At 59.2% G+C, this 19,005-nt stretch carries 16 protein-coding genes and 2 pseudogenes; 10 read left to right on the top strand and 8 right to left on the bottom strand.

Annotated features, from left to right (window positions below):
* The first annotated feature begins 211 nt into the window (after positions 1-211).
* Genes AACY02_RS24885 through AACY02_RS24875 form a run of 3 tightly spaced genes read left to right on the top strand, consistent with a single transcriptional unit; the run spans position 212 to position 3,777 of the window.
* Positions 212-871, top strand: coding sequence for a paraquat-inducible protein A (locus tag AACY02_RS24885; RefSeq protein ID WP_339434207.1), 660 nt, complete (start codon positions 212-214; stop codon positions 869-871).
* Positions 858-1,481, top strand: coding sequence for a paraquat-inducible protein A (locus AACY02_RS24880; protein WP_339434206.1), 624 nt, complete (start codon positions 858-860; stop codon positions 1,479-1,481). The genes AACY02_RS24885 and AACY02_RS24880 overlap by 14 nt, the downstream gene beginning before the upstream one ends.
* Complete coding sequence (locus AACY02_RS24875) at positions 1,474-3,777, top strand: PqiB family protein (RefSeq protein WP_339434205.1); 2,304 nt, start codon at positions 1,474-1,476, stop codon at positions 3,775-3,777. The genes AACY02_RS24880 and AACY02_RS24875 overlap by 8 nt, the downstream gene beginning before the upstream one ends.
* Positions 3,778-3,889: 112 nt before the next feature.
* Here AACY02_RS24875 and mksF read toward each other — a convergent pair whose 3' ends face one another.
* Genes mksF through mksB form a run of 3 tightly spaced genes read right to left on the bottom strand, consistent with a single transcriptional unit; the run spans position 3,890 to position 8,695 of the window.
* Positions 3,890-6,730, bottom strand: a complete 2,841-nt coding sequence (gene mksF, locus AACY02_RS24870) for an Mks condensin complex protein MksF (protein WP_339434204.1) — start codon at positions 6,728-6,730, stop codon at positions 3,890-3,892.
* Positions 6,727-7,428, bottom strand: a complete 702-nt coding sequence (gene mksE / locus AACY02_RS24865; protein ID WP_221731591.1) for an Mks condensin complex protein MksE — start codon at positions 7,426-7,428, stop codon at positions 6,727-6,729. The genes mksF and mksE overlap by 4 nt, the downstream gene beginning before the upstream one ends.
* On the bottom strand, positions 7,418-8,695 hold the full coding sequence (mksB, locus tag AACY02_RS24860) for an Mks condensin complex protein MksB (protein ID WP_339434203.1): 1,278 nt from the start codon (positions 8,693-8,695) through the stop codon (positions 7,418-7,420). Before mksB ends, mksE begins: the two co-directional genes overlap by 11 nt.
* 233 nt (positions 8,696-8,928) lie before the next feature.
* Between mksB and AACY02_RS24855 the strand changes: the two genes are divergently transcribed.
* Together AACY02_RS24855 and rimI are read left to right on the top strand one after the other, a co-directional pair.
* Positions 8,929-9,675: an energy transducer TonB gene (locus tag AACY02_RS24855; protein WP_339434208.1), complete on the top strand. Its 747-nt coding sequence runs from the start codon at positions 8,929-8,931 to the stop codon at positions 9,673-9,675.
* Complete coding sequence (rimI, locus tag AACY02_RS24850; RefSeq protein WP_339434202.1) at positions 9,668-10,120, top strand: ribosomal protein S18-alanine N-acetyltransferase; 453 nt, start codon at positions 9,668-9,670, stop codon at positions 10,118-10,120. The genes AACY02_RS24855 and rimI overlap by 8 nt, the downstream gene beginning before the upstream one ends.
* 101 nt (positions 10,121-10,221) lie before the next feature.
* Here the strand turns inward: rimI and AACY02_RS24845 are convergent, their stop codons facing one another.
* The gene (locus AACY02_RS24845; RefSeq protein ID WP_339434201.1) at positions 10,222-10,626 is read right to left on the bottom strand and encodes a serine kinase/phosphatase; all 405 of its coding nucleotides are present in this window, start codon (positions 10,624-10,626) and stop codon (positions 10,222-10,224) included.
* A 151-nt stretch (positions 10,627-10,777) separates the two neighbouring features.
* On the opposite strand from AACY02_RS24845, the gene can reads away from it, so the two are divergent.
* On the top strand, positions 10,778-11,422 hold the full coding sequence (gene can, locus AACY02_RS24840; protein ID WP_221731587.1) for a carbonate dehydratase: 645 nt from the start codon (positions 10,778-10,780) through the stop codon (positions 11,420-11,422).
* Positions 11,423-11,430: 8 nt separating this feature from the next.
* Here can and AACY02_RS24835 read toward each other — a convergent pair whose 3' ends face one another.
* From AACY02_RS24835 to acpA, 3 genes are all read right to left on the bottom strand, one after another.
* On the bottom strand, positions 11,431-11,955 hold the full coding sequence (locus AACY02_RS24835) for a lysine methyltransferase (RefSeq protein ID WP_339434200.1): 525 nt from the start codon (positions 11,953-11,955) through the stop codon (positions 11,431-11,433).
* 181 nt (positions 11,956-12,136) lie between these two features.
* On the bottom strand, positions 12,137-13,306 hold the full coding sequence (locus tag AACY02_RS24830; RefSeq protein ID WP_339434199.1) for a hypothetical protein: 1,170 nt from the start codon (positions 13,304-13,306) through the stop codon (positions 12,137-12,139).
* A 119-nt stretch (positions 13,307-13,425) separates the two neighbouring features.
* The gene (acpA, locus tag AACY02_RS24825; RefSeq protein ID WP_339434198.1) at positions 13,426-15,126 is read right to left on the bottom strand and encodes an acid phosphatase; all 1,701 of its coding nucleotides are present in this window, start codon (positions 15,124-15,126) and stop codon (positions 13,426-13,428) included.
* Positions 15,127-15,501: 375 nt separating this feature from the next.
* On the opposite strand from acpA, the pseudogene AACY02_RS26135 reads away from it, so the two are divergent.
* The 3 genes and pseudogenes from AACY02_RS26135 to AACY02_RS24815 all read left to right on the top strand — a co-directional run.
* Positions 15,502-16,230 (top strand): annotated as a pseudogene (locus AACY02_RS26135) (PAS domain-containing protein); the annotation flags it as partial.
* Positions 16,210-16,818 carry a methyl-accepting chemotaxis protein gene (locus tag AACY02_RS26130; RefSeq protein ID WP_401162350.1) on the top strand — a complete coding sequence of 203 codons (609 nt, stop codon included), beginning with the start codon at positions 16,210-16,212 and terminating at the stop codon, positions 16,816-16,818. The pseudogene AACY02_RS26135 and the gene AACY02_RS26130, both read left to right, overlap by 21 nt.
* A 174-nt stretch (positions 16,819-16,992) precedes the next feature.
* A complete protein-coding gene (locus AACY02_RS24815) occupies positions 16,993-17,592 on the top strand; it encodes a flavin reductase family protein (protein WP_339434196.1) in 600 nt (199 codons plus the stop codon).
* A gap of 93 nt (positions 17,593-17,685) precedes the next feature.
* On the opposite strand, the gene AACY02_RS24810 is transcribed toward AACY02_RS24815, so the two are convergent.
* Positions 17,686-18,054 (bottom strand): DUF6124 family protein, encoded by a 369-nt coding sequence (locus AACY02_RS24810; RefSeq protein ID WP_339434195.1) that lies wholly within the window; start codon positions 18,052-18,054, stop codon positions 17,686-17,688.
* A 578-nt stretch (positions 18,055-18,632) separates the two neighbouring features.
* On the opposite strand from AACY02_RS24810, the pseudogene AACY02_RS24805 reads away from it, so the two are divergent.
* Positions 18,633-18,863, top strand: a pseudogene (locus AACY02_RS24805) (type VI secretion system tip protein VgrG); the annotation flags it as partial.
* Positions 18,864-19,005 lie beyond the last annotated feature (142 nt).

The following is a 19,005-nucleotide window of genomic DNA, read 5'->3' as shown; positions in this document are numbered from 1 at the left end:
TGAAACGATGCATCGCCGATGGTAGTGTGGGGTTTCCCCATGTGAGAGTAGGTCATCGTCAAGATTAAATTCCGAAACCCCAATTGCGAAAGCAGTTGGGGTTTTGTTTTGCCCGCAGGAAAGTTTTTGCTTAGGCAGCGAACAAAATTGCACAGTTATTTTCATATCAGAACACTAGAATAGCCCCACCTTTTTCGGAGCCAGAGCCTTTATGTCAGAGTCGGTTGACGCTTGCGGGCTGTCAGATTTACCGCTGGAAGACTTGGTGGCCTGTCACGAGTGCGACCTGCTGATGCGCAAGCCAAGACTTGCTCACGGCGAGAAAGCGCTCTGCCCACGCTGCGGTTACGAGCTATACGCCCACCGCCATAACGTGGTGCAGCGCAGCCTTGCCTTGGTCATCGCTGCACTGTTGCTCTACATACCCGCGAACTTTTTACCCATCATGCAGCTCAATCTACTCGGGCAGTCGTCTAACGACACCGTTTGGAGTGGCGTAGTCGGTCTGTTCGAGACCGACATGCAGGGCGTATCAATTGTTGTCTTCCTGTGCAGCATGGCAATTCCGTTACTCAAGTTACTGTGCCAGTTGATGGTATTGCTGACGATCCGCTTCAATGTCGGTCGCAGTTACGGCTTGCTGCTCTACCGCATTTATCATCACCTCAGAGACTGGGGAATGCTCGAGGTTTACCTCATGGGCGTACTGGTGGCGATCGTCAAACTGGCGGATATGGCGGCCATCACCGTTGGCCTCGGCCTGGTGTGTTTCATTGCTTTGTTGTTGGTACAGGTCTGGCTGGAAGTGGTGATGTCACCGCATCAGATCTGGCAGGCGTTATCTGGAGAGGATGCTCATGCGGGCGATTGATGCAGGCATTCTGATTTGCACCGAATGCCATGAGTTGAACAGGCAAGAGGCGGACACCAATGAGCAAACCTGCACCCGCTGCGGCGCGCGGGTTCATGCTCGTCGGCCGAACAGTCTGGCCCGAACCTGGGCTTTGTTGATCACGGCCGCGATTATCTATATCCCCGCAAATGTGTTGCCGATCATGACTGTCAGTTCTTTGGGGCAGGGTGATCCGAGCACCATCATGTCGGGCGTGATTCAGTTGGTGCAGCACGGAATGATTCCGATCGCTGCGGTGGTGTTCGTCGCCAGTATTGTGGTGCCGACCTTCAAACTGGTCGGCATTGCATTGCTTCTGTTTTCGGTGCAACGACGTCAGCCGTTGTCAGCGCGCCAGCGTATCTGGATGTACCGTTTCATCGAGTTCATTGGCCGCTGGTCGATGCTCGATATTTTTGTGATCGCCATTCTCGTGGCGGTCGTCAACTTCGGCCGGCTTGCCAGTGTCGAAGCCAATCTTGGCGCCATCGCTTTCGCCACAGTGGTGATTCTGACGATGCTTGCGGCAGTAACTTTCGATCCCCGACTGATTTGGGATAACACGGAGTCGGACGACGACCATGACTGATTTGCCTGTAGCAAAAACCCGGCCGGCTTCGAACTGGTCTGCCATTTGGGTGTTGCCTCTGATTGCCCTGATCATCGGCGGCTGGCTTGGCTGGCGTGCCTACTCCGAAACCGGCATCGAGATTCAGGTGCGTTTCGAAAGCGGTGAAGGCATCCAGGCCAACAAGACCGAGGTCATGTACAAAGGCATGTCGGTTGGTAAGGTCAAGACCCTCAAGCTTGACGATGAAGGCAACTCCAAAGGCGTGATCGCCACGATCGAGATGAACAAGGATGTTGAGCAATACCTCAAGACCAGCACCCGCTTCTGGTTGGTCAAGCCGAGCGTAACGCTGGCCGGTATCACCGGCCTGGAAACGCTGGTCTCAGGTAACTACGTCGCGATCAGTCCCGGCGAAGGCGAGCCTGAACGCAAGTTCAAGGCGCTGCCCGAAGAGCCTCCGCTGTCTGACGCCAAGCCCGGTTTGCATCTGACCATCAAGGCTGATCGACTCGGTTCGCTGAACCGCGGCAGCCCAGTGTTCTATAAGCAGATCAAGGTCGGTCAGGTCAAAAGCTACCTGCTCTCGGAAGATCAAAGTACTGTCGAACTCAAAGTCTTTATCGAGCCGACTTACGCCAAACTGGTGCGCAAACACACGCGTTTCTGGAACGCCAGCGGCATCAGCATCGACGCCAATCTGTCTGGGGTGAAAGTGCGTAGCGAATCGCTGGCCAGCATTGTCGCTGGCGGTATTGCCTTCGCCACACCGGAGAACCGCAAGGACAGTCCGCCGACTGACCCAAGCCTGCCGTTCCGTCTCTATGAGGATTTCGATGCGGCAGCCGCCGGGCTCCGGGTCAAGGTCAAACTCAGTGACTTCGAAGGCCTGCAGGCTGGACGCACGCCGGTTATGTACAAAGGCATCCAGGTTGGCAATCTGAAAGCGTTGAAAATCGACCCGGATCTGTCCAGTGCCACCGCGGAGCTGACGCTGGATCCGCTGGCCGAAGACTATCTGGTGGAGGGCACTCAATTCTGGGTGGTTAAACCGTCGATTTCCCTGGCGGGTATAACCGGGCTTGAAGCGCTGGTGAAAGGTAACTACATCGCCGTGCGCCCGGGCGACAAGGGCGGTACACCGAAACGTGAGTTCGAGGCTCGGCCGAAAGCGCCACCGCTGGATCTGCGTTCACCGGGCCTGCACTTGGTGCTCTTTACCGATACCCTGGGCTCGATCGAGGTCGGTAGCCCGATTCTGTATAAACAGGTCAAGGTCGGTTCAGTACAGAGTTATCAGTTCTCCAGAACCAGGAAGCAACTGGTGATCGGTGTTCACATCGAGAAGGAGTACGAAAATCTGGTCAACGCCTCGACCCGGTTCTGGAACGCCAGTGGCATTACGCTGACGGGCGGCTTGACCGGGGGGATTCAGGTTAAAAGTGAATCGTTGCAAAGCTTGATGGCCGGTGGCATCGCCTTTGAAACGCCAGTGGCCAAAGCGCCGTTGCACAAACGCATTCCGCGCTTCCGTCTGTTCGCCAATCATGATGAAGCCAATCAGAAAGGCGCCGTGGTGACGATCAAGGTCGAGCGCGCTGATGGTTTGCGCAGTGGGACACCGGTTCGCTTCAAGGGGCTGGATGTCGGCAAAATCGAAAGCGTTGATCTGACCGACGATCTGCAAGCCGTTATCCTGACCGCGCGAATCACCGAAGTGCCAGAGAAGATCGCCCGCGTCGGTAGTCAGTTCTGGGTGGTAAAACCTGAACTGGGTCTGATCAAAACATCCAATCTGGAAACCCTGGTCACGGGCCAATACATCGAAGTGCAACCGGCCGCGAAGAACCTTGGCCCGCAGAAAAACTTCGTTGCACTGGCCGATCCACCGCAGGTGACCAAGCAAGAGGCGGGTCTGAGTCTGGTGTTGAGTGCTGCTCGCCGAGGTTCACTCAAGCCTGGTGTGCCGGTGACCTATCGTGAAATCACTGTGGGTAAGGTCACGGGTTACGAGCTGGGTCAGACGGCCGACCGGGTCTTGGTACACATTCTGATTGAGCCAAAGTATGCGCCTCTGGTGCGCAGCGGCAGTCGATTCTGGAACACCAGCGGGGTGGGCTTCGATATCGGCTTGTTCAAAGGTGTGACGGTACGCACGGAGTCGCTTGAGACGGTGATTCAGGGCGGGATTGCTTTCGCCACACCGGACGGTGAGCGGATGGGCAATCCGGCGCGTCCTGAGCAGACGTTCCCGTTGTTCGACAAGTTTGAGGATGAGTGGCTGACCTGGGCGCCGAAGATTTCGCTCGGTAAGTGATCAGGATTTGATCTGGCGTCTTGCCTGACAGTCACTACAAACCCCAAGCCATAAAAAAGGGCCGCGATCCAAACAGATCGCGGCCCTTTTTATTGCCTGGTGCTAAGGCCGATCAAACCGCATCCATCTGCGGTTCATCGGCTTCAACATTGAGGGTCGCCTTCACCACATCGTGACGTCGGATGTACTTCCAGTCCGCTTCGTCGATGTAGATACCGGCCGGGCCGCTGCCGCCTTCCAGGTCGATGGCGACACTGGCGCAGACTTGCGGCTTCACACTCGCCAGAATCGGCACGAAGCCCAGTTGCAGACTGGTTTCCAGCAGGGCGGCCTGGTTCTTCTCGTCGATGTCCGCCGCCTCGTCGAGGTAGTACGGCAGGCGCACGCGACCGGCCAGGTCACGATCCATCAAGTGCAGCAACAAGTACATGTTGGTCAGCGCCTTGATGGTCATGGTGGTGCCGTTGGAGGCCGCGCCGTCGATGTCGGTGTGGATCACCGGCTGACCGTTGACCTTGGTGATCTCGAACGCCAGTTCGAACAAATCCTTGAGGCCGAGCTGGTTGTGGTTCGCCGCCACCAGCCGCGCCAGGTATTCCTTGGCCTCTTCGTTCTTGTTGTCCTGCTCGGCGCTTTGGCTCAAGTCGAACACCGACAGCGTTTCGCCTTCTTCGTACTGACCGGCGCTGTGGATGATCTGGTCGATGTGCTTGAGCGCTTCCTTGTTCGGCGCCAGCACAATGCGGAAACTCTGCAGGTTGGAGACCTGACGCTTGTTGATCTCGCGGTTGAACAGTGCCAGTTGATGTTCGAGGCTGTCGTAGTCGCTGCGGATGTTGCGCAGGGTCCGGGCGATGTCGGTGACCGCCGCGCGACGGGCCTTGCCCAGGGTCAAGGCTTCGTCGGTACGGTGCGCGTAAGCGTTGATCAGCAGCGACAGACGTCGTTCCATGTCGTCTTCGCTGTCGAACTTGGCCACGCCTTTGAGGCGCACTTGTGCGTACAGCGCTTCGATCTGGCCATCGGCGCGCAGCAGGCCCTGCCAACTGTCCTGATAGTCGTTGAGCAGCGGCAACAGGTTGTCCATCGAATCGTCGACCGGATCCATGAACGGCGTACCGAACGGCAAGTCCGCCGGTAGCAACTGACGGCGACGCAGGGCGTCGTCGAGGGTGCGTTGCTTGGCTTCCATGTCAGCGATCTGCCGGCCCACCAATTGCAGCTTGGCCGACAGTTGCTGGACGCGCTCGGTGAACGCATCGCTGGAGCGCTTCAGTTCATCCTGCGCGCCTTCCATCTGTGCCAGTTGTTCGAGCTTGTCGCCTTCTTCGGCGCTCAGCGTCTGAGTGCGACGGAAGTCTTCCAGGGCTTTCTGCGCGTCCAGCACTTGCTGGTACAGCGCTTCGGTCTGGGTCTTGCTCGCGGCGCGGTCGGCGGCTACAGCCTGTTGAGTCTTGAGTTGCTTGAGCTCTTTTTCCAGACGCTCTTTCTGATCGCGCAGCGCGGCACGGTCGGCCAGTGCCTGCAGGGCCGGTGGCTCGATGTGCGAGATGTCGATCGACAGCCCCGGCACTTCGAAACGCTCGCCCTTGAAGCCATCAAGGATCAGCTCAACCGATTTGACCCACTCGCCATCCTCGTCGAGGGTGATGCCGTGTTCGCCCAGCGGCAGGCTGAACAGTGCGCTGTTGAACAGGCGCATCAAGCGCTCGACGTCCTGCTGCGAGAATTCTTCGCGCAGGCGCGCATAGCTGTTGTTGTCGGCGTGATCGAGTTGCTGCTTCACCGACTTCAGGCGTTTTTCCAGATCGCGCAGACGCTCTTCCAGATCCTCGGCACTGAACTGACGCGATTGCGCCAAGGCTCCGGCGAGTTCATCGTGAGCGTCTTTGGCCGCGAGCAGTTGCTGCTCCAGCACTTTGACGTCGTCGACCAGGGCAAAGCGATTCTTGAGCACCGACAGCTCGCCGAGCCAGCGCTGGATGCCGGAAATCTCCCGTTCCAGACGCATCAGCTCCTGGGTGCCGCCGCGCTGATCGTTTTGCAGGCTGTCCTGCTCGCCACGGTAGTGGTCGGCCTGAATAGTCAGTTCTTCTTTGCGCGCACTGGCGTAGTCCGACCAGGTGCCGAGCAACGAGTCGAGCAGCGGCGACAGGCGATGCAGTTTGCCGCGCAGTACGTCGCGCTGTTTCACGCCGTTGGCCAAGGCTTCGACCAATGGGCCAGCGGCGACCAGCGAGTTGTAGTCCTGTTCCATGCGGCGTACATCGCGGAACGCTTCTTCGCACGCCGCGATGTAATCGACGCTGCCGGAACGCAGGCTGTGTTCAAACGCGTCGAGGAACAGTTGCTTGAGTTTGGCTGCCGTGATTTCGCGCATGTGCAGCAAGTTGATGAACAGGGCGCGGAAGGTCTTCAGGCTCTGCTCGCTGGTGGAACGCAGCGGGATCAGGGTCAGGTCCAGCGGGATCGACGTGTGACCGCCGACCAGCAAGCGGCGCAGTTCATCGGGTTTGAGTTCGTAGGCTTTCAGGCCCTCGCGCTCAAGGTTGCTGAACAGCTCCTTCTGGCGCAGGCAGGTGTCGTCTTTCTGGTAATGGGCCAGATCGAGCTTGCCGGCGTAGGCAAAGAACTGATGACCGAAACCGCCGCCCGGGCCACGACCGACGACGCCGATGACGTGTGGGCCGTGGGGCAGGTTCACTTCGACGAGGATGTAGCTGGTGTCAGAGGCGAAGTAGAAGCGGCGCGATTGCTCCAGGCTGTACTTGCCGAAACTCATGTCCGACATGCGCGCCAGAATCGGGAACTGCAAGGCGTTGATCGACGCGGATTTACCGAGGTTGTTCGCGCCATAGACCGACAGCGGTTCTTCCAGCGGAAACAGGCCGAGGCTGTAACCGGCGGTGTTCAAAAGGGCAAAGCGGCGGATGCCGTAGCGTTCCTGGCTCATGCGTCGGACTCCTGTTCTTCGGCAATGGCACGGGCCAGTGCGTCTTCTTCGCTTTCTTCGTCAAATTCGCTGAGATCGAGCGGGTCGTCGGTTTCCAGCAGTTTGGCTTCGGCGGCTTCGTCGATCAGCACCGGCGCTGGCAGCGGCAATACGCTGTGTACGCTGGCCGCCAGATCGCGGTCTTGCTGCACCGACAGGCACACATCGAGGAACCGGTGCATCGGTGGCAGGAAGCGATAGACGCCGTTTTCTTCGCCGGCGAAACCGAGCTGAGTCATGCGGCGCATGATTTTTTCTTCCAGCTCTTCAACCGTCTGCACTTCAGCCTGAATGAACAGGTCGCGGTATTTTTCCAGCAGCGACGGCAGCTCTTCGCGGCCAAGGCTGCCGCCGTCGAGCACGGCAATCGGGTCGCGGCCCTGATCGGCCAGATGCTCGACGAGGATGAAGGTGAACAGCGCCAGGCGCTGGGCCGTCTTGTTCACCGCCGCAGCGGCCATGTCCGGCACGAAGTAATAGAAACCACGGGTGTCGCAGACCAGTTCAAAGCCCAGCGCCTTGAACAGCGTGCGGTACTGGTCCTGGAAGTTCGACAGTTGTGCGTACAGTTCCGGGTCGCGGCGGCTGACGTGGTAGCCCTTGAACAGTTCGCGGAAGATCGGCGCCAGTTGGGACAGTTCGGAGAGATCAAGATGCATTGGGGATGCTCGCAGAATCCTCGGCGGCGGGGTCGCGGGCCGAGAGCAGGGCGAAGGAGCGCAGGCTGACCTGGTGCTCGTGAGTGTGGTATTCGCGGCGTTCCAGACGCTCGCGCTTGAAGCGTTTTTCCCGCGACAGACGCGAGAACCAGTAGAGCAATTCGTCGGTGGCGCCGTCCGGCTCCTGCTCCAGCAGCCAGGTCATCAGATCCGGCATCGGCAAGGCTTCTTCGCAGCGGTCGACCATCTCGCGCACGGTGCGGGGCGCGCGTGGGGCTTCGCCTTTCTGGGTCTTGTGTGCCTTGGGGAAACGCGCCGGTTTTGGCTCGAAACGCGCCAACGCATAGACGTAGGCTTCGACCTGACTGGCGCTGCCGAGGAAGGTGCTTTGCGGGCGAGTAAACAGCGGCATGGCGGCTTGTGGCACAGCGTCGATGCCTTTACGGCGAATGGCCGCCAGGGCCAGCGCGGCACCACGGGTCACGGCGTTATGACGACGGGCTTCTTCACGCAACGGCAGCAGCAGTTCCCGGGCATGACGCAGGGTCAACTGGGCGCTGGTCTGCATTTCGAGGATGCGCGCGTGGGTGCGCAGCAGCATATCGTCGTCGACCAGATGGCCGAGGCGCTGTTGCTCGCTGAGCATCTTCAGCAACACGGTTTCGACCTTGCGCACGCCTTGTTCGAAGGCGCCGTCGGCGTTCACCAGGTCGATCATCGGCTCGACGTATTCGTCCCACGTTGCCAACACTTCGGCATAACGCTGACGCAACGGAATCTGACGATCGCTGGTTTTGGCTCGTTCGGCCACGGCCACCAGCGCTTGCTCGTCGTTATCGAGTTTTTTCAGGACGTCGCGCACGCGCATGTCGAGCAAGCGCAATTGGCGGGCGAGGTCGTTGCCATCACGGATGTCGAACGCGTCCTGAATGTAACCGGCCAGACGTTCGAGGTGACGCAGATAGGCCTCGATCTCCAGGCACAGGCCCAGACGGTGCTCACGGCGCAGGTAGGCGAGAAAGTCGTGAATCTGTGCGTTGAGCTCGAAACGATTCGGGCTTTTCGCCACAGGCACCAGAATGTCGAGGCGAATCCACACGTCGAGCAGGCTGGTAATGTCCTGCGGCGTGCTGTCCAGTTGTTGGGCGGCCAGTTGCGTGCGCAGTTCGTTGAGGCTCAGGGTGCCTTGGTCGAAGTGCTCGCACAGTGGCTCCAGAAGTGCCCAGTGTTCAGCGAGGGCGCGCAAGACGCGCTTGGGTTCGATCATCGGAATGGCCGGCTGGTTGGCGATTAAAAGCCGCGATTGTACTGCATCACGAAGGATGCGATTCACTCTCGGGACGGGCTGTCGCATTTTCGAAGGTAGAGAGCTCAGGTCAAGGCTATCGATCAACAGCAAGCGATCTTGAGCGAAGGGCGGTAGAATCGGCACACTTTCAGTTATCCACAAGTGGCCGACCCTTGCTTATCGAGTCCCGCCGCCGCGCCTATTTGAACGCCATGCAGGTGGTCAACTGGCTGCCGCGCACCGAACTGCCTTTCGCCGCCCCCTCGCGCCCCGAGCTGCTGGACATGCCCGAGCCTGAGATTGAGGTGTCGGTGGTGCTGGCTCCAGAGGCCGAAGCCCCGGTGCAACCGGCCGTGCGCCCCACCGAACGGCCGAAAATCGAAGTGCCGCGCCCTTCACTGGCGAGCACCCGAACCAATGCCAAACCGGTGGAAGAGGTCGACGACACCCCGGTGGTCGCCAAACCGGCGCCGGTTCCGCCACCGCGTTTCGCCCTGCAATTGCTGCGTGCCGGTCGCTGCCTGCTGTTGGTGGAGTTACCCACAGGGGAGCCGTTCCAGAGTCGCGACCCTGCGTATCTGCTGCTTAAAGACATGCTGCGCGCTGCCGGGCTGCCGGATGCGCCGCAGATCGTCGGCGAGCCGGTACGCTGGCCGTGGTTGAACCGCGGCACCCTGGATCAGGGCCCGGACGCGGCGCGTGACTTTGTGCAGGGTTTCCTCTCGGTGCAAATGGAAGCAGCGCCGTGTGCCTGCCTGTGGCTGATCGGCCTGCCGGCGGTGCGTTTTGCCGGTGAAGCGGACGCCGAAGCGTTCAATCGTGAATTGCAGATCGAAGGTCTGGGCTCGGCCTGGGCCATTCCGGGTCTGGAATTATTAATGGAAGAGCCACAGCGCAAGGCCGCTGTTTGGCAAGCCATGCGTCGGCTGATGGCGCGCTGGAAAGAATCGAATGAGTGACGCTGTAACGTTCCGCCCGATGATCGAGGCGGACCTGGATGCTGTGCTGAAGATAGAGTTCGCGGCCTACAGCCATCCGTGGACCCGCGGGATTTTTCTCGATGGCCTGGGCAAATACCAGATCTGGCTGATGTTCGAAGGTCAGCAACAGGTCGGTCATGGGGTGGTGCAGATCATTCTGGATGAGGCGCATCTGCTGAACATCACGGTCAAACCGGAGAATCAGGGCCGCGGGCTGGGCCTTGCGTTGCTTGAGTACCTGATGTCGCGGGCGTATGCGGCGTCTGCCCGAGAATGCTTCCTGGAAGTGCGCGACAGTAATCGGTCGGCGTTCAGGCTGTATGAGCGCTACGGCTTCAATGAGATTGGCCGGCGTCGGGATTACTACCCGGCGGTGGGCGGGCGTGAAGATGCTGTGGTCATGGCCTGCACTCTGGTTGACTGATCTTTTTTAAAAGCTTCGCGAGCAAGCCCGCTCCCACAGGAATAAGCATTTGAGTGTGGGAGCGGGCTTGCTCGCGAAGGCGTTCTGTCAGACGCCACCGATCAGCGGTTGCCGTCCAGCGGATCACGCCGCGCCAGTTCCACCTCATCCAGGCCATTGCCGCCACCGATATCGTCCTCATCAACGACGCTCAAATCCCAGTCAGCCTGATGATCCTCGCCCATTTCGTCGGCGTCCCGGGCACCGTCCTCGTGGATGAGTGTTTCCGGGTTCATGTCATCGTCTGTCGGTTCATGATCAGCGACTGAAGCGCCCGTCATACCGGCTTCACGCACGCGGTCCTCTGGTATCAGTTGCTGGCGTTCGCGCTCGGGCAAAGCCTCACCAATCTTCGCGCTGGGCTGCTCGTCGTCGAAATCCAGTTCATGCACCGAACCCATGCGGTCTTCGTTATCATCGATGGGTTCCGGTTGCACCGCGTCAAAAGGGCGTCGTGAATCAGTCATGGCAATTCCTCATACTGTGGGCCTTACTGGGTGGACACACCGGGCACGGGAGAAATTCCAAGAAAATACTCCCGCGTTATCTATCGCGTATCCGTGACCTCGACGGACGGTCGTCTGTCATACCTGCGCATCTTTCTTGAGGCCTTACAGCATGCACGACTTACAGAATCTGATTGATAACAACGAGCGTTGGGCTGACGCGATCACCAAGGAAGACCCGGATTTCTTCGCCAAACTGGCGCGCCAGCAAACGCCTGAATATCTTTGGATCGGCTGCTCCGACGCACGAGTACCGGCCAATGAAATCGTCGGCATGCTGCCGGGGGACCTGTTCGTTCACCGCAACGTGGCCAACGTGGTGCTGCACACCGATCTCAACTGTCTGTCGGTGATCCAGTACGCGGTCGACGTGCTCAAGGTCAAACACATCCTTGTCACCGGCCACTACGGCTGCGGCGGTGTGCGGGCGTCGATGCAGGATGGCCAGCTCGGCCTGATCGATGGCTGGCTGCGTTCGATTCGCGACCTGTATTACGACAAGCGCGATGAGCTGGCGAAACTGCCGACCGAAGAAGAGCGCGTCGATCGCCTGTGCGAACTCAACGTGATCCAGCAAGTCGCCAACGTCGGCCATACCAGCATTGTCCAGAATGCCTGGCATCGCGGGCAGAGCCTGTCGATCCACGGTTGCATATACGGCATCAAGGACGGTCGCTGGAAAAGCCTGGACACGACCATCAGTGGTTTCGAGCAGTTGCCGCCGCAGTACCGTTTACGTCCGATCGGCGCGTTGTAATCGGCTGATCAACGTGAGCGGGCGTTTCGCCAGCGCTGCAAAAAGTGCTGGCCTTCGCGGTTGGGTGGTTCGTTGTAACCCGTGATCCAGCCGCGACAACGTGGGGAACCACAGTGGCAGGCGAACTGGCGCGGCAGTGTGTCTTCCGTGGCGGCGTGGTCCATGGTCAGCCGCTCGCCGCTGTGGATATCTTTTAATGCCCACAGCCATAACTCAGTCATGTCCAGAAACACGTTCGGGTCGCAAGAGTGTTCCAGTAGCCCGCAAAAGCGCGGGTCGTAAATGTGGATGCCCTCCATCAGTTGGCGGGTTTGCCGGCAGCGGTAGGGCAGCAATTGCCCCGAGACCCGGCACATTCGGCTGATACGCATGAATTCACGGCGTGCGACGACTGCCGTGGGCGTGCCGTGTTCATCGTGGACGATGGTGTAGTCGGCGCTGGATGGAAAACCCAGACGCACGGGCAGCCCGGCAAACGGGTAGATGCCTTCGGTATCAGGTGGGCGGGATTTTGCGCGGGCTTGAGTGTTCATAACCATCCTTGACCGAAAAAATTGCGACTCCCTTGCACCGGCGTCCTGCCGGCTCAGCATCATGGCTATTTGGATCCAATCTTGTCTTGAAAGGTATAGCCCGTCTACTGTCAGATATGACAGGCGATAAAGACGCTTTCCCGCGTCAGTCATCACTGACGCGGGAATGGCACGGGCGTGGTTACAGGTGCGGAGCGGGGACGGTGGCGGCAGGCGGGGTTTTAAGCTGTTGCAGTTGCGCCTTGATCGGCGGGGTAGCGCACTGGGCAGTGGCTTGTTCCGGCGTCATGTCGCGGATCGAGGTGTAGAACAACTCGCAGGTTTTGACTTTCTGCGTCACCTGCCAGGTCTGGGTGCAACTGTTGAGTAAGGTCTGTGGATTACTCCCCGGTTTGCTACCCATCCCGGCCTGCCAGCAGGCGGCGCTCAAATCCTGTCCCATGACTTTAAGGCCTGCTGCGTCAGCCTTGGCTTGTGCATCATCGCCGGTATAGCTCTTGGGATCGGCGGCGTACCAGATGTAACTCGGGTGGTTCGAACCGAGCACTGGCACATTCACGCCTGCGCTCGGGGTGATGGTCGCCAGCCCCAGCACGCCAACTGTCGGCCCATACTGCTGCTTGATCCAGTTGCGCACCGGAGCGCCGAAAGCGACCATCGGCAGCGTTGTGCCGCTGGCGGTCTGACTGAACTGCTTGACCAGTGTGGTCTGGTAGTCCTTGAAGTAGTCATACACGCCTTCCAGGTCACTGCCAGCGTTGGACGGCGCTGCGATCGGGGCGATGTCGATGATGGTCTGGTAGGCCGGCGTCTGATCGGCGGGAATGCCATTGACCGTCAACAGCGTTGCCCAGCGGTCGGTGGTGTTCGAGCGCAGATAGTCCTGTGCCTGAGTCAGTGAATAATCCGGCGGGAAGTGCAGCAGCTCGACACTTTTGCGATTTTCCAGGGCCATGCCCAGCGGCAGGAACAGGTACCAGCTATAGGCCCATTTGCCGTCTGCGTTGAGCTTGCTGGCGCCGGTATAGGCCAGATCGCCAGCATCGAGCAGCGCTGACAGCGGTTTATCGTAGTCTTTTGGCACCCCAGTGATTTCGGCGTAGAGCTGGCCGTTATCGGTTTTGACCAAGACTTTTGCATCGGTATAACCGTCGCGTTGCACGCTTTGGCTCAAATAGTGGGCGACAGTCTGCTCCAGCGACCAATTGCGAAAGCAGATCACGCTGCAATTGTTGGGGTAGGCGAAGAGGCGGGTAACGCGCTCGGTGCTGCCCAGTTTCAGGTCGGCATCGGCGTGGGCCGCCGCGCTCAGCGTGAGCGCGGCGAGGGTGAGTCCTGCGAGTTTGAACATGCTCAGATCCTTTTCAGCGTGGTTTCCCCGAGAGTCGGGGGCGCCTCATATTGGATCAGTCGCGTGATGTAGAGAAGCCGTCATCCGCAGTTTTTTGCAGCGTGTTGCAGGACTGGCACTCAGGCCTGAAAGTGCAGGGCGTTGGTCAAATCGCCCATGGGTTCCTGACCGCGGGCGATCATCGCGTCGTCACGCTGTTTGAGGCCGTCGAGCGTTTCCAGTTGGAAGACGCGGGTGATCAGCCGCAGGATCGACGCCGTGTCATAGACCGTGTGATCCACCGTGCCCTTGCGCGCGAACGGCGACACCACGAGGGCGGGGACCCGCGAACCTGGCCCCCAGCGGTCGCCCTTGGGCGGCGCAACGTGATCCCACCAGCCACCGTTTTCATCGACGGTGACGATAACCACCATGTTTTTCCACTGGGGGCTTTGGCGAAGCACTTTCAGGGCACGCACGATGTGCCGGTCACCGGACGCCACGTCGGCATAACCGGCGTGCATGTTCAGGTTGCCTTGAGGTTTATAGAAACTCACCGCCGGCAACTTGCCGGCCTCGGCGTCGGCGAAGAACTTGTTGGTACTCGACTCGTCGCCCAAACCGGCATCGCGCAAGCGTTTGTTGCGCTCGTCCGGGTTTTGCGGGCCTTGCTGCTTGAAGTAGTTGAACGGCTGGTGGTGATACTGAAAGTTGGGGATTTTTGGAATGCCACCGGAGTCCTTGTATTGCTCCAGCGTCGCCTGCCATGCCCCGGCGTACCAGGCCCAGTCGACGTTCTTTTTCGACAGTTTGTCGCCGATGTGTTCGTGGGTCTGGGGCACCATGACGTTTGGCAGATCCGCTTTTGCGTACGCTGGGCGCTCCGGGTCGCGAATCCACGTTGGCCAATAGGGCGGGGCAAGCGTATTGACGCCAAAACCGTCCGGCGTCAATGCGCTCGGGCCGAACTGCGGTGGCCCGGTCATGGCGCTGGCCGGTGATTGCTCCAGCGGCTTGAGACGCGGATCGGCCGGATCGTCGCTTTGCAGGGCGGCGATTTGGCTCTTGGCCACCGAGTGGGCCGCGTCCGGATAGAACGGTGCGGTGGCGCTGATCAGATACTGGTGGTTGAGGAACGAACCACCGAAGGCACCCTGAAAGAAGTTGTCGCACAGCACGAATTCCTGCGCGACGTCCCACAGACGCAGGGAATAACGGCTTTGGGCATAGTGGCCCATGGTCAAGCCACCGGAGTCGGCCCACGCCACAAAACCGTCGTTCTTGCCGCCGTTGATCTGCATCTGGTTCTGATAAAACACATGCCACAAGTCGCGAGTCACCAGCCCGAACGGCAAGTCCTCGCTGTTCGGGCCTTTGAGGGCGAACGGTGCGTTGGGCAGGTTTTGCTGAAACTGCGTGGCGCTGGGATAGGTCACGCCATCCAGCGTTTGCGGGCCGACCTGCAACACGCCACCCCAGACCTGAGGCAGGGTTTGCAGCAGACTGCCGTCGCGGTCGCGTTGTTGATAATCGGCAGGCTTGAGCGCTGACATCGGTTTTTCCACGCCGGGAAAATCGCCGAACAGGTTATTGAAACTACGGTTCTCGGCGTAGATGACCACGACTGTTTTCACTTGATCGCGCAGGGCCTTGTCCAGTTCAGCCGGGGACAGTGGGCGTTCGGCCGGTTTGCCAGGCTGATCGCCGGCATGACTGCACCCGGCCAGTGTTGCGCCAACGCCCAGCACCGCGACGCCGCCGAGAAAGCGGCGGCGACTGGTGTCGGTGGGATTGTCGGATTCTGGCGAGGAGGGGTCTTTGTCGTTTGTCTCGTCGTTCATATCGCGCCCGTTTTGCTTAAATGTTTCAGTATGTTTCTGCCGGACGCTAGCAAGCGGATGTGACGGTTGGGTTACGACCTGGAGGTCGCTGAGAAACTGATGATGGCGCTACCGTGCCTGCTGATCGGGGTTGGTCGGTCTGATGCCGATCTGCGTCATGTTCTGCGCGGTATTGGGCGCGGAAAGCGTTTTGAGCGCTGCGTATTTAGGCCTCTGGGGTGCCGCGCACGGACCAATGTCAGGTGGCGGGAAATGCCTGATTCGGCGTGCATGAAGTATTTTTGACTGGGCAGTCTCAAGCGCTCTTCAGAAAAGCGTTCCAAGGCCGATGGTTAGGCTGTACACCGCCTCTCAACCTATCCATCGGTGCTTTCCATGTTCAACAAACGCTTGAAGCAAGAGCTGGCTGCTCTTCGTGAAGAACTCTCCAGCCTTAAGCAAGTGAAGGAAAGTCTGGATAGCGAGATGCTGGTGCTGACCCTTGAACCGGACGGACGGATTCAATCGGTCAACCAGAACTTCCTCAATGAGATGCTCTACAAGAGCCACGACCTGATTGGCCGCGCGATTGAAGACATCGTACCGGCTCACGTCAAATCCGACGAATTCCACCAGCGCTTCAAGAACGCCATGGCCCGTGGCGAGCATTTCGCCGGTGCCGTGCGCCTGTTGCGTGGCAATGGCAACGAGGCCTGGTTGCGTTCGATCGTGCAGCCTGTGCGCTCCTCCGATGGGCGGATCCGGCACATCTCGATCTACTCCAGCGACCTGACCCGCACCATTGAAGCGTCCCGCGAGCACGAAAACCTGATCGGCGCACTGGTACGTTCCACGGCACTGATCGAGTTTGATCTCAACGGTAACGTACTCAATGCCAACGAGCGCTTCCTCAGCAGCATGGGTTACAGCCTGGCGCAGATCAAAGGCAAGCATCACCGCATGTTCTGTACTCCGGAGGAATACAACAGCGCCGAATATCAGAACTTCTGGCATCGCCTGAACAGCGGTGAGTTTGTCGCCAACCGTTTCAAACGGGTCGACAGCCATGGTCGTACGGTTTGGCTGGAGGCTTCATACAACCCGGTGGTCGATGCCAACAACAAACTGTACAAAGTGGTGAAATTCGCCACGGTGATCACTGAGCAGGTCAACCGCGAACAAGCCGTCGCCGACGCCGCCAGCATTGCCTACAGCACCTCGCAACAAACCGACAGCACTGCGCAGCGTGGCACCACCGTGGTGACCGAAGCGGTGAATGTGATGCGTGACTTGTCGCGGCACATGCAGACAGCCAGCGAAGGCATCGAAGCACTGAACGAACAATCGCAAGTGATCGGCTCCATCGTCAAAACCATCAGCGGGATTGCCGAACAGACCAACCTGCTGGCACTCAACGCCGCCATTGAAGCGGCCCGTGCGGGGGAGCAGGGGCGCGGCTTTGCGGTGGTGGCCGATGAAGTGCGACAACTGGCTTCACGTACCAGTCAGGCGACCGAGGAAATCGTCGGCGTGGTACGGCAGAACCAGGACATGGCGCGCAACGCCGTCGCTCTGATGACCGACGGTAAGTTGCAGGCCGAACAAGGGCTGGCGCTGGCGGCGGAGGCGGGCACGGTGATTGTCGAGATCCAGGACGGCGCGCAGAAAGTGGTCGATGCGGTCGGTCAGTTTGCCAATCAATTGTCCAACTGATCGGACTAACCCTCCCACCTGTGGGCGAGCTTGCTCGCGAAGAGGCCGTTACATTCAGTATTGATGTCGACAGGCCTGACGTCTTCGCGAGCAATCTCCCACATGTTGTTTCATCGCCACTGCTTTCTGTGCGCTGGCGCTACAATCTGTTCCTTTTCCCCGGAGCAGATCCCCATGAGCGCCGCCCACCGCCGCCCGGTACCCCTGAACAAAGCCTACCGATTGCTCAATCACGGGCCGACCGTGCTGGTCAGCGCAGCCCATGATGGCCAACGCAACATCATGGCCGCCGCGTGGGCGATGCCGCTGGATTTCGAACCGCCGAAAGTCGCGGTCGTGCTCGACAAGTCCACCTGGACCCGTCAATTGCTCGAAGCCTCCGGCACCTTCGTCCTCAACGTGCCGTGCGCCAATCAGGCCGACATTGTGCAAACCGTCGGTAACACGTCGGGGCTGGAAATCACTCAAAACCAAGGGCAGGACAAGTTTCAGGCGTATGGCTTGCAGACCTTCAGTGGTGAACAAGTCGACGCGCCATTGCTCGACGGTTGCGTCGCCTGGCTCGAATGCCGCTTGTTGCCCGAACCGCGCAATCACGAACAGTACGATTTGTTTCTAGCCGAAGTCATCGCCGCCCATGCCGACGAACGCGTGTTCAGTGAGGGGCGCTGGCATTTCGACGGGCAGGATGGTTTGCGCACGCTGCACCATGTGGCGGGCGGGCATTTCCTGACGATTGGTGATCCGGTGGATGGCAAGACGCTTTCGGTTTGAATGGCCGCTTCGTGGTTGCTATTTGACCTTTGGCCGCCAGAAATAAAAATCCGATGCCTGTACGGGCATCGGATTTTTTATGCGCCGCCGTACTTACGCCGTCGGCTGAACGTTATCCAGTGCCTGATTCACCGCCAGCTCACTCAGCATGACGATTTGCGCGATGCCCAGCGCGGTCTTGCGGTGTGAGGTATCAAGCATGGCGGCGAAGTTGTTGAGCATCTCGGTGACCGAACCCAACGTTTCGCTGGCATTGGCCAGCAGGGACTCGGTGTCATACGCCGGGTTGGCGAGGTACATCGGTTCGTAGGGGCGATTGGACGCCATGAGGTGAGCGGTCGGTTTGAGGTAGTGGTCGAGGGCGCGGTCTGCCGCTTCGTGGAGTTTTTTGCTGTCGATGGAGGCGTAGGGGGAGGTTGGGTCGGTGTTTGTTTCGGGGGGATTGGGTGTTGGCTTTTTCATGATTATTACCCTGTGTGACGGTTGTAGCTGGTCCATTCGATTTCCAGGCGAATGGGTGGCAGCTGTACGCAGGCTGGAAATCCGGGACAGAGTAACCCGGCAGACCCGAAGGTCTCCCGCGCACAGCCGCCATAACAGAGTGCACACCATAAGGGCGCGCAAGGATACGTTATGAATGGCGCTGGTGCGCACAACTGTCGTCGGATTTCCAGGCCCGGTCGCTGAATTGGCAGCGACGAGCACAGCCTAAAGACCGGACGTCCGACGGACAACCTGAAAACCTTGTGGGACGGTTCTGTATTTTTCCCTCAGTTGTTAAACATCCCGAATTGAAATACACAATGTGCCGCCCATCAATCCGGGCGTTGTTTGCCGTGGAATTTGAGTTAGTGATTTACCCGCCACTGATCTTCGATGAGGGGGGATTTTCTAATTCGCGACGCGTCCTACAAGTGTTGGCGAGTCTCCCTACATAGAATAATCAGCTCCCTTGTTACCGTGCCCGCCAGTTCTCGCGAGCACAAACCAGGGACGGTTTCGACATCGCGCTCTTTTCCTCTTTGCTTAAGGATAAGCGTATGTTCCGGCCGGCCAATGCGGCGCACTTCTCGTTGCAGATTCCTGCTATCCGTCACGACTTCAAGGTGCTGGCCTTCAGCGGCACCGAAGCAATCAGCAACCTTTACAACATCCACATTGAACTGGTCAGCGAGCACCCGGATTTCGATCTGGAGAGCTTGCTCAGCCAACCGGCGTTTCTGCAATTTGGCCATAACGGCGAAGGCATTCACGGGCGCATCGAAGACGTGCTGACCGACAAGGATTTCGCCCGATGAGCGCCGAAAAACTGGCCATGGTCGACGAGGCCGCTCAGGCCGAACGCGAGGCCAAAGCCCAGCCACACGCTGATATCAGTTGCACGGTGCATCCGTGTCCCGCCAGTCAGCCCGA

Origin of the sequence: Pseudomonas sp. EA_65y_Pfl2_P78 (genome assembly GCF_963970495.1) — a bacterium.
In the GTDB taxonomy this organism is placed as follows: Bacteria; Pseudomonadota; Gammaproteobacteria; order Pseudomonadales; family Pseudomonadaceae; genus Aquipseudomonas; species Aquipseudomonas baetica_A.
This window is presented reverse-complemented; position numbering and strand designations above follow the sequence as displayed.

Bases quoted from the DNA above. Each gene is read 5' to 3' on its own strand.
- AACY02_RS24885 (WP_339434207.1), top strand. From the start codon at position 212: ATGTCAGAGTCGGTTGACGCTTGCGGGCTGTCAGATTTACCGCTGGAA.
- AACY02_RS24880 (WP_339434206.1), top strand. From the start codon at position 858: ATGCGGGCGATTGATGCAGGCATTCTGATTTGCACCGAATGCCATGAG.
- AACY02_RS24875 (WP_339434205.1), top strand. From the start codon at position 1,474: ATGACTGATTTGCCTGTAGCAAAAACCCGGCCGGCTTCGAACTGGTCT.
- mksF (WP_339434204.1), bottom strand. From the start codon at position 6,730: ATGAGCCAGGAACGCTACGGCATCCGCCGCTTTGCCCTTTTGAACACC.
- mksE (WP_221731591.1), bottom strand. From the start codon at position 7,428: ATGCATCTTGATCTCTCCGAACTGTCCCAACTGGCGCCGATCTTCCGC.
- mksB (WP_339434203.1), bottom strand. From the start codon at position 8,695: ATGATCGAACCCAAGCGCGTCTTGCGCGCCCTCGCTGAACACTGGGCA.
- AACY02_RS24855 (WP_339434208.1), top strand. From the start codon at position 8,929: ATGCAGGTGGTCAACTGGCTGCCGCGCACCGAACTGCCTTTCGCCGCC.
- rimI (WP_339434202.1), top strand. From the start codon at position 9,668: ATGAGTGACGCTGTAACGTTCCGCCCGATGATCGAGGCGGACCTGGAT.
- AACY02_RS24845 (WP_339434201.1), bottom strand. From the start codon at position 10,626: ATGACTGATTCACGACGCCCTTTTGACGCGGTGCAACCGGAACCCATC.
- can (WP_221731587.1), top strand. From the start codon at position 10,778: ATGCACGACTTACAGAATCTGATTGATAACAACGAGCGTTGGGCTGAC.
- AACY02_RS24835 (WP_339434200.1), bottom strand. From the start codon at position 11,955: ATGAACACTCAAGCCCGCGCAAAATCCCGCCCACCTGATACCGAAGGC.
- AACY02_RS24830 (WP_339434199.1), bottom strand. From the start codon at position 13,306: ATGTTCAAACTCGCAGGACTCACCCTCGCCGCGCTCACGCTGAGCGCG.
- acpA (WP_339434198.1), bottom strand. From the start codon at position 15,126: ATGAACGACGAGACAAACGACAAAGACCCCTCCTCGCCAGAATCCGAC.
- AACY02_RS24815 (WP_339434196.1), top strand. From the start codon at position 16,993: ATGAGCGCCGCCCACCGCCGCCCGGTACCCCTGAACAAAGCCTACCGA.
- AACY02_RS24810 (WP_339434195.1), bottom strand. From the start codon at position 18,054: ATGAAAAAGCCAACACCCAATCCCCCCGAAACAAACACCGACCCAACC.